We start from the raw sequence: 7,697 nt of genomic DNA, 5'->3' as shown, positions 1-7,697 counted from the left end.
GCGGTGGCCTCCGGGGGCGGGTCGGCCGCGGTGAGCTCCGGGGGCGGGTCGCCCCGCCAGGTGAGGGTGACCGAGATGGCCCCCTTGGCCTCGCCGTCCGCGAGCAGGCCCACGACCTTGCCGGCCCGGCCGGCCAGCTCGATGCCGAACTGCACGCTCACCTCGTCCGGCCGGGCGGCCCGCAGCGCGCTCGCCAGGGACCGTGCGACCCCGGCGACCAGGGGCTGCAGCCCCTCGACCCGGGCCGTCACCCGGTCGGCGAAGCGGGTGTCGGTGTAGCCGCCGCGGCGCGGCCCGGCGACCTCCTCGGCCCCCGAGATCCGCGCCCAGACGGGCGTGCCGTCCGGCAGCTCCACCCGGATGACGCCATCGCTCATTCCGCCCCCCGCCTCCCCGCCGGTGATGCTCCAGCAGGCTAGTGCCGGTGCCCCACCCGCGCGAGAGCGTGCGACGAGGCTGCCTATCCTTGCGGAGAACATCCCGTCCCGTACCCCCTTGTGGAGCAGGCCTTGTACTTCACCGACCGTGGCATCGAGGAGCTGGAGAACCGGCGCGGAGACGAGGAGGTCTCCCTCGGCTGGGTCGCCGAGCGGCTGCGCGAGTTCGTGGACCTCAACCCGGACTTCGAGGTTCCGGTGGAGCGTCTGGCCACCTGGCTGGCCCGGCTCGACGACGAGGACGACGAGTAGTCGCCGCATCGCCGCCGCTCCGCACGGGGCCGAGGCGGTCTTGACTTCCCACAAGCGCGATATATCGTGTCTATCGAGAGACGCGATATGTTGCGTCGCCGTGCCGTTCCCGGGGAGGTCGGGCCCATGTCCGAGTGGTCGGTTTCCGAGCCGCGAGAGCTCTCGTTCGCCGAGCCCGTCGTGGCCCTCGATGTGCGGCTCGTCAGCGGCACGGTGAATGTCGTCGGCACGCACGAGCCGACCGCCCGCCTGGAGGTGAGCGCGCTGGAGGGCCCGCCCCTGGTGGTCACCCATCGCGAGGGCGTGCTGATCGTCGCCTATGAGGACCTCCCCTGGAAGGGCTTCCGTTCCTGGCCGGCCCGCCAGCGCCGGCGGCGCCGGGCCGTCGTCTCGCTGACCGTGCCCGCGGGGGCGCGGGTCCGGGTCGCCACGGTGGACGCCGTCGCGGTCGTCTCCGGCGTCTCCGGGCGCACGGAGGTCCAGGGCGTCAGCGGTGACACCACGCTCGTCGGCCTCTCCGGCCAGGTCGAGGCGGACACCGTGTCCGGGGCCCTCGAGACCCAGGCCCTGACGGGGCCGCTGCGCTTCAGCTCCGTGTCCGGCGATCTGACCCTGGTGGACGGCGCCGGCCCCGCCGTGCGGGCGGACTCCGTCAGCGGCGACCTGATGGCCGATCTGCTGCCCCACCAGACGCCGGACCTCCGGCTCGACACCGTCTCCGGCGAGGTCGCCGTCCGGCTGCCGTACACCGGGGACTCCGAGGTGGACGCCAAGACGACCGCCGGCAGGATCTCCTGCGTGTTCGACGGCCTCCGGGTCGACAACCAGTGGGGGTCCCGGCGGCTGCGCGGCCGGCTGGGCAGCGCGGCCGGCAAGCTCGCGATCACCACGCTCTCCGGGTCCGTGGCCCTGCTGCGCCGGGCCGAGGACGACGCCCGCCTCGTCGGCGCCGCGCCCGCCGGCGGCCCCGCCCCCTCGCCGTCCCCGTCGTCGCCATCGTCGCCATCGGGTGGAAAGGTTCTCTGAGATGCCCCCCGTCTTCGCCCATGGCCGGCTCCGGCTCTATCTGCTCAAGCTGCTCGACGAGGCACCGCGCCACGGTTACGAGGTGATCCGGCTGCTGGAGGAGCGCTTCCAGGGCCGCTACGCCCCCTCCGCCGGCACGGTCTACCCCCGCCTCGCCAAGCTGGAGGCCGAGGGCCTGGTCACCCACGCCACCGAGGGCGGCCGCAAGGTGTACTCGATCACCGAGGCGGGCCGCGCCGAACTCCGCGACCGCCAGGGGGAACTGGCGGAGCTCGAACTGGAGATCCACGAGTCGGTCGCCGAGCTGGCGGCGGAGATCCGCGAGGAGGTGCGCGGCTCGGCCGACGATCTGCGCCGCGAGCTGCGCGCCGCCGCCAAGGAGGCCCGCGGCGGCCCGGCGGGTGCCCGGCCCGGCGCCCGCAAGGGCGAGGCCGCGGACCGGCCCTGGACCGACTGGGAGAGCGGCCTCGGGGACCGGGAGGCGTGGCGGCTGGCCAAGGAGGAGTTCACGCGCGCCAGGGAGGAGTGGAAGGAGCAGGCACGCCGCGCCAAGGAGGAGAGCCGCCGGGCCAAGCAGGATGCCCAGCGCGCCCGCCGCCAGGCCGAACAGGCCCATGAGCAGACCCGGGACGAGGTGCTGCGGATCAAGCGCCGGGTCCAGGAGCAGATCCAGGAGCACGCGCGGCACGGCGACTGGCCGACGGGGCTGCTGGAGGGGGTCAACGCCCTGGCGCGGGAGCTGGGCGCGCTGGCCGGCACCGCGGGAGCGGCGGCGGGCCACGAGTGGGCGGGTCCGTCCCATGGCGCCCGGGGCGCCGAGGCCCCGGGCGCGCGGGGCGCGGAGCCGGGCGGGTCCGCCGGCGCGGCCCCTGCGGGAGGCCCCGCCGAGGGCGTCGAGCAGGTGCCCGAGCCGGAGTGGGCCAGGGCGGGTGACGCCCCGTCCGCCGATCCGGCGCGCGATCTGGACCGGCTGCTGGACCGCTTCCGCGACGACATCCGGGACGCGGCCCGCGACAACGGCGTGACCCAGGAGCAGTTGCGCGAGGCCCGCCGCTGGCTGTCGACGGCCGCCGCCCACATCGGTGTCCTGCTGCGCCGGCCGGGCGGCTGACACGGCGCAGGACGCCACGGGACGCGCCGGCCGCCACCGGGCCGGTCGCGGTGGCCCCGGCGGCTGTCCGGGGCCGTCCGGCCGGGCCCGCCGGGGGCGGCCTCGGCCCCTGCCGGGGTCGGCCCCGCCGGGATCAGTGCCCGACCGGGGGGCCGGTCCACCACCGGGTCAGTCCCCGTCAGTCCCAGGTGTGGGTGCCGCCCAGCAGCAGGAAGTGCTCCAGCACGTCCTCCATGGGGTCGTCGACCTGGCCGTTGATCAGCGCCACCCGAGGCCCGTTGTCCGACTGCTCGTGGTACTCGTCGGCGCTCGCCGCGCCGACCGGAAGGGCGACCGCCGCCACCGTCATGGCGGCCGCGACCGCCCATCGGGTCAGCGCCCTGCCCTGCTTGCCGTTCACCGTCGTCTCCTCGTGCTCTGTCGTGGCCGGCTCCGGCTGCCCGCGTGGGGCGCCCGCCCGGCCCTGCCACCCCGCTTATCCGATGGACGCACCGATAAGTCACGGGCAGGCAAAGGCGGATCATCCGACGGTGTCGGCTGACGCCCCTTTCACGACGCCGGCTTGACGCCGGCGAGCGGCGTCACGGTCACCCGCACCTCCGCACCGGCCGGCCCGCCACCCCCGTGACCGGACCCCGAACCGCTCCCGTGACCGGACCCCACCGCACCGCGGACCGTCACCGTGGCGGAGCGGCCGGGGCCGACGGTCCTCGGCCAGGCCGTCGCCGGCCCCTCGACCGTCACCCGCCACCCCTCGGCCGTGGGCGGCAGCGACAACTCGCTCACCCCGCCCCGCGAGCCGGGCCCCATGTCGTACGCCGCACCGGGACCCGAACCGGGCCCCGCGCCGGGGGCGAAGCGCAGCCGATACGTACGAGCGGCCGGGTCGTAGCGGTCCTCGGCCACCCGTCCGGCCACGGCCGGCGCGTACGGCCGTGCCGTGCGCTCCTTGTTCTTCCGCAAGCGCCCGTCGGCGTCGAGCGCGCAGTACCCGCCGCCGTAGCACCACACGTACCCCGCCCACCCCGAGCCGTAGCGCTCCAGGGAGGCCAGGGCGTCGTCGTAGAAGCGGCCCATGTTCGGCAGCTCGCTGTTGAGCGGGCCCCACTCCCCCACCACGACCGGCACCCGGTGCTCGGCGGGATAGCGCGTCACGGCCGCCTCGTACCGCTCGATCCAGCCGGCCGACGGGTCGTAGTCCGCCCCGGCCTCCATCGCCGCGTTGTAGAAGTGCGGGGCGTACACCACCCGGGGGTCGTCGATCCGGCCGAGGCCCGTGGGCACGCCCTCGCCCACGATCGGGGTCGGCTCGACGAACAGCCAGGTGCGGCGGTCCACGGCGCGAATGGCGTCCGCGAGCCGGTTGTACATCGGGGTGAGCTGCTCGGCCTCGATCCGCCGCGCCGCCGTGGCCAGGTCCTCCCCCGGCAGCATCCGGCCCATCGGCTCGTTGATCAGGTCGTAGCCGAGCAGCGCCGGGTGGCCGGCCAGGCGCCCGGCGAGCACCTGCCACATCCGCGCCTGGGCGCGCTGGAGGTCGCGGTCGCGGTAGAGGTGGTCGAAGGCGGCCTGCACGGCCGGCTCGAAGTACTCCGCGAACCAGTCGTCGGGGTGCGGGGTGAAGGGCAGGCCGTCGGTCCTGGTGGCCCACTCGGGGACGCCCCGGTGCCCGAACGCGGGGCCGTAGACGTCCTGGTGGGCGTCGAGGACGACCCGTACGCGGTGCCGCCACGCCCAGTCGAGAATGCGCTCGATCCGGTCGAGATAGCGCCCGCTGTACCGCCCCCGCTCCGGTTCGAGGTCGTCCCAGAAGACCAGCAGACGGGCGGTGTTGAAGCCGTGGGCGCGCAGATCGCGGAAGTGGCGCTCGGTGACGGCGGACAGGGCGTCGGCGCCGCGGTGGGTCTTGTCCTCCACGTTCCAGCCGCGCAGGGTGAGGGTGCGGCCGGCCTCGTCGGTGAGCGGCGGCACCGACCCGCGCGTCTGCGCGCCCCTGGCCGGCACCGACCCCCGGCCCTCCGCGGCGCTTGCCGGCACCGGCCCCCGCGCCTCCGCCGCGCTGGCCGTGGCCGACACCGGCCCCGGAAGCACCGGCCCGGGAAGCAGCAGCGCCAGCGCCGCCGTCAGCGTGAGCAGGACCCGGGCGGCCGGGGCCGCACCCGCCGTCATGGACATCGACGCTCTCCCTCCGGCCCCCACCGACGGCGTTCGTCGCCCTGGGCCACCACTCCGCACAGCAGCTCCGTCCGGGGCCCTTCCGCGGACCCCCGCACCACTCGGACCAGCTTGTTCTCCGTCTGCCGGCCGCCACCCGCCGCGCCCCTGGCCTCGATCCGGCCCGTGGCGCCGTCCAGGCCGCCGCTGCCCAGCCCCTGGTAGAGCACGCCCTGCACCAGGGGGCGGTCGACCCGGTCGGCGTGGCCGCCGGTCGTCCGCCACGCCTGGTCCACCGCCTCGGCGAGATAGCGCAGCGCGTCCCAGGCGAGGGTGGCGTGCCCGTCGTCGCGCAGCGCGGTCGCCTGTGCCTCGCGCCCGCCCCCGTACGCGGCGTCGTACGCGCCGAGGTAGGTGGCGGCCTCGGTGCTGGCGGCGGTGATGGCCGAGGCCAGCCCGTGCGAGACGTAGTAGAGCGTCAGCCCCCGGAAGTGGTCCCAGGGGCGCTCGTCCTGGACGAGGGTGTTGGTGACGTCGTCGCCGCCGAGCACGCTGACGCGCGGGCAGTCGCGGGAGATCCGCGAGAGCTCGCTGAGGAACGGGGTGAACTGGCTGGCCCGCGCCGACCAGACCAGGGCCGTGCGCGGCTCCTCGCGCACCGCCTCGCACACCTCGCGCGCCAGGTCCTCCACGGTGGGCACCGCCGTACCGGTCAGGGCGCCCGGCACCGGCCCGGACTCGGGCGCGTCGCCGGGGGTGTAGAGCAGGACCTCGGCGCGGGCCGGCCCGTAGTGGGTGCGGAAGGAGGCGGCGAGGCTGTTGCTGTAGGCGTCGGTGGGGTCGGCGACGATCCGTACGCGCGTGGCCCGCTCGCCGTCCCCGGCCTCTCCCCGGCCGCCCTGACTGCCCTGGCCGCCCTGGCTGTCCTGGCCGGCGTCCCCGGCTCCGCCCTGGCTGTCCCGGCCGGCGTCCTTGGTGTGGATCATCGGGGCGTCCGCGGCGAAGGCGGCCATGGCGCGGCCGGCCCGCTCGTCGGTGGGGGCGATCTGGTAGTAGTGCGGGCCCTGGCGCAGCAGTTCGTCGGCGGTGCCGGAGGTGCCGACCATGGGAATGCCGGCCGCGTTCAGGGTCCGCATCGCCTCGTACGTCTTGCGCCGGCTCTGTCCGAAGCCGACGACGCCGATGATCGAGGGGTCGCGCCCGGCCAGTTCGACGATGTGGTCGGCGACGGCGGGCGCGTCCCGGAAGCGGTCGCCGGCGTTGGCGGCCAGCACCCGCAGTGGAATGCGCTCGCCGGTGGTCAGCGCCTGCCGGTTGACTTCCTGCTGGGCGATGGCGATGCCGCGCAGCTCGGGCAGGGTGCCGCCGCGCACGGGGTCCTCGGCGTCCTTGCCGCCCGTCAGCGGGCCGAAGTAGACGACGGTGCGGTGCCCGGGGCGGGGGTCGTCCGCGGGCCGGCCCCGCAAGGCCGCGTCGACCTCGGCGTTCTGGCGTTCGATGCGCCCCAGGACGTCGCGTACGGCGCGGTCGCTGGGGCGGGTGCCGAACCCGGCCGCGCCCTCGTCGACACCGACGCACTGCCCGTCCGTGCCGAGGAAGGTGCCGCCGAGGCAGGTGTCGTCACCCCTGTCCCGCAGCCCGGGGAAGGCCACCAGTCCCGCCGTGAGCAGCAGGGCGAGCACCGCGGCCCCGGCGACGCCGAGCAGTTCCGCGGCCGGGCCCCAGCGATGCGTGGGCGGCACCAGGCGGGGCCGCCGGCCCAGCCAGTAGGCGGCCTGCTGGTCGTCCTGGAAGGCGTCCTCGCGCAGCGGCACGATCATGCCGCTGGGGGTGCCGGGCGGCATGCCGCGCCGCTCGACGAGGTCGAGTTCGGCACCGGCGTGGGCGAGGTCGGTGGGCCGCAGGTCCGGCACCCGGGCGGCCAGCGACCGCGCGCCGGCGCCGATGGCGAGCACGGAGGTGCACCCCAGGTCCTCGGCGGCCGACCGCAGTTCGCGCACGAAGCGCTGGGTGCGGGAGTCGGCGTGCCCGAGCTCCTCGAAGAGGAGGACGAAGCGGGTGGTGCGCCGGCGCCGCCAGGGGCTGAGGCGGCGCGGGCTGACGGCGGCGTCGAGGTCGGCGAGGAGCGCGTGCATCAGGACCCGGTCGGTCTGCTCCGGGTCGCGCTGCTCCTCGCCGCGGGCGAGCTCCAGGGCGGAGCGGAAGAAGTCGGTGGGCGGCGCGCCGTGCTGCTGCCGGTACCACTCGGCGTACCAGCGGCGGCTGCGGCCGTGGCCGAGGATGCGCCGGGTGGCCCGGGCCCCGTACAGCGCCCGGGGCAGCCGCTGGAACAGCGGGCCGGCGATGAAGTTCCACAGCAGTTCCACCAGGCTGCCGCCGCCCGCCTGGTCCCGGCCGCCCAGCCACCACAGGGTGCCGGCCGGGGTGGACCACTGGCAGTGGGCGGCGTAGCAGTGGTCGCGCAGGGCGCGGTGGCGCTGCTCCAGCGGCCCCTCCAGGCGCGGCGCGGTGAGGACGGCGTGCAGCAGCCGGTAGCCGGGCAGCCGCAGCCGGCCGGTGCCGCGCGGCATGGACGCGGCGAGCTGGAGCGCCACCTGTTCGAACATGTCGAGCTGGGACGGCTCCGTGCCCGGCTCCTGCGCGGTGAGCACGGCGTGCGGCGCGAGCATGTCCGCGTCGCCGCGCAGCCGGGCGCCGAGGCCGGCGACGACCCGGCG

Annotated in this window: 7 protein-coding genes; 3 read left to right on the top strand and 4 right to left on the bottom strand. The window is 76.1% G+C overall.

Going from position 1 to position 7,697, the window contains the following annotated elements; genetic code table 11:
• Positions 1 to 377, bottom strand: a 377-nt coding sequence (locus tag ACSNOD_RS25605; RefSeq protein WP_436769413.1) for a CU044_2847 family protein, incomplete at its 3' end; no start/stop codon positions are given.
• A 132-nt stretch (positions 378 to 509) separates the two neighbouring features.
• Between ACSNOD_RS25605 and ACSNOD_RS25600 the strand changes: the two genes are divergently transcribed.
• From ACSNOD_RS25600 to ACSNOD_RS25590, 3 genes are all read left to right on the top strand, one after another.
• Positions 510 to 689 (top strand): DUF6104 family protein, encoded by a 180-nt coding sequence (locus tag ACSNOD_RS25600; RefSeq protein WP_436769414.1) that lies wholly within the window; start codon positions 510 to 512, stop codon positions 687 to 689.
• Positions 690 to 815: 126 nt separating this feature from the next.
• Positions 816 to 1,715: a DUF4097 family beta strand repeat-containing protein gene (locus ACSNOD_RS25595; protein ID WP_436769412.1), complete on the top strand. Its 900-nt coding sequence runs from the start codon at positions 816 to 818 to the stop codon at positions 1,713 to 1,715.
• A 1-nt stretch (position 1,716) separates the two neighbouring features.
• On the top strand, positions 1,717 to 2,826 hold the full coding sequence (locus ACSNOD_RS25590) for a helix-turn-helix transcriptional regulator (RefSeq protein WP_436769411.1): 1,110 nt from the start codon (positions 1,717 to 1,719) through the stop codon (positions 2,824 to 2,826).
• Positions 2,827 to 3,004: 178 nt separating this feature from the next.
• On the opposite strand, the gene ACSNOD_RS25585 is transcribed toward ACSNOD_RS25590, so the two are convergent.
• From ACSNOD_RS25585 to ACSNOD_RS25575, 3 genes are all read right to left on the bottom strand, one after another.
• A complete protein-coding gene (locus ACSNOD_RS25585) occupies positions 3,005 to 3,226 on the bottom strand; it encodes a hypothetical protein (RefSeq protein ID WP_436769410.1) in 222 nt (73 codons plus the stop codon).
• A 149-nt stretch (positions 3,227 to 3,375) separates the two neighbouring features.
• Positions 3,376 to 5,001 (bottom strand): glycoside hydrolase family 5 protein, encoded by a 1,626-nt coding sequence (locus ACSNOD_RS25580; RefSeq protein WP_436769409.1) that lies wholly within the window; start codon positions 4,999 to 5,001, stop codon positions 3,376 to 3,378.
• A partial coding sequence (locus ACSNOD_RS25575) for an ABC transporter substrate-binding protein (protein WP_436769408.1) occupies positions 4,992 to 7,697 on the bottom strand: 2,706 nt, incomplete at its 5' end. The genes ACSNOD_RS25575 and ACSNOD_RS25580, both read right to left, overlap by 10 nt.

Source organism: Streptomyces sp. URMC 123 (assembly GCF_051386515.1).
Classification (GTDB): Bacteria; Actinomycetota; Actinomycetes; order Streptomycetales; family Streptomycetaceae; genus Streptomyces.
Note: the sequence above shows the minus strand (reverse complement) of the source record. Positions and strands in the feature narration are given on the sequence as shown.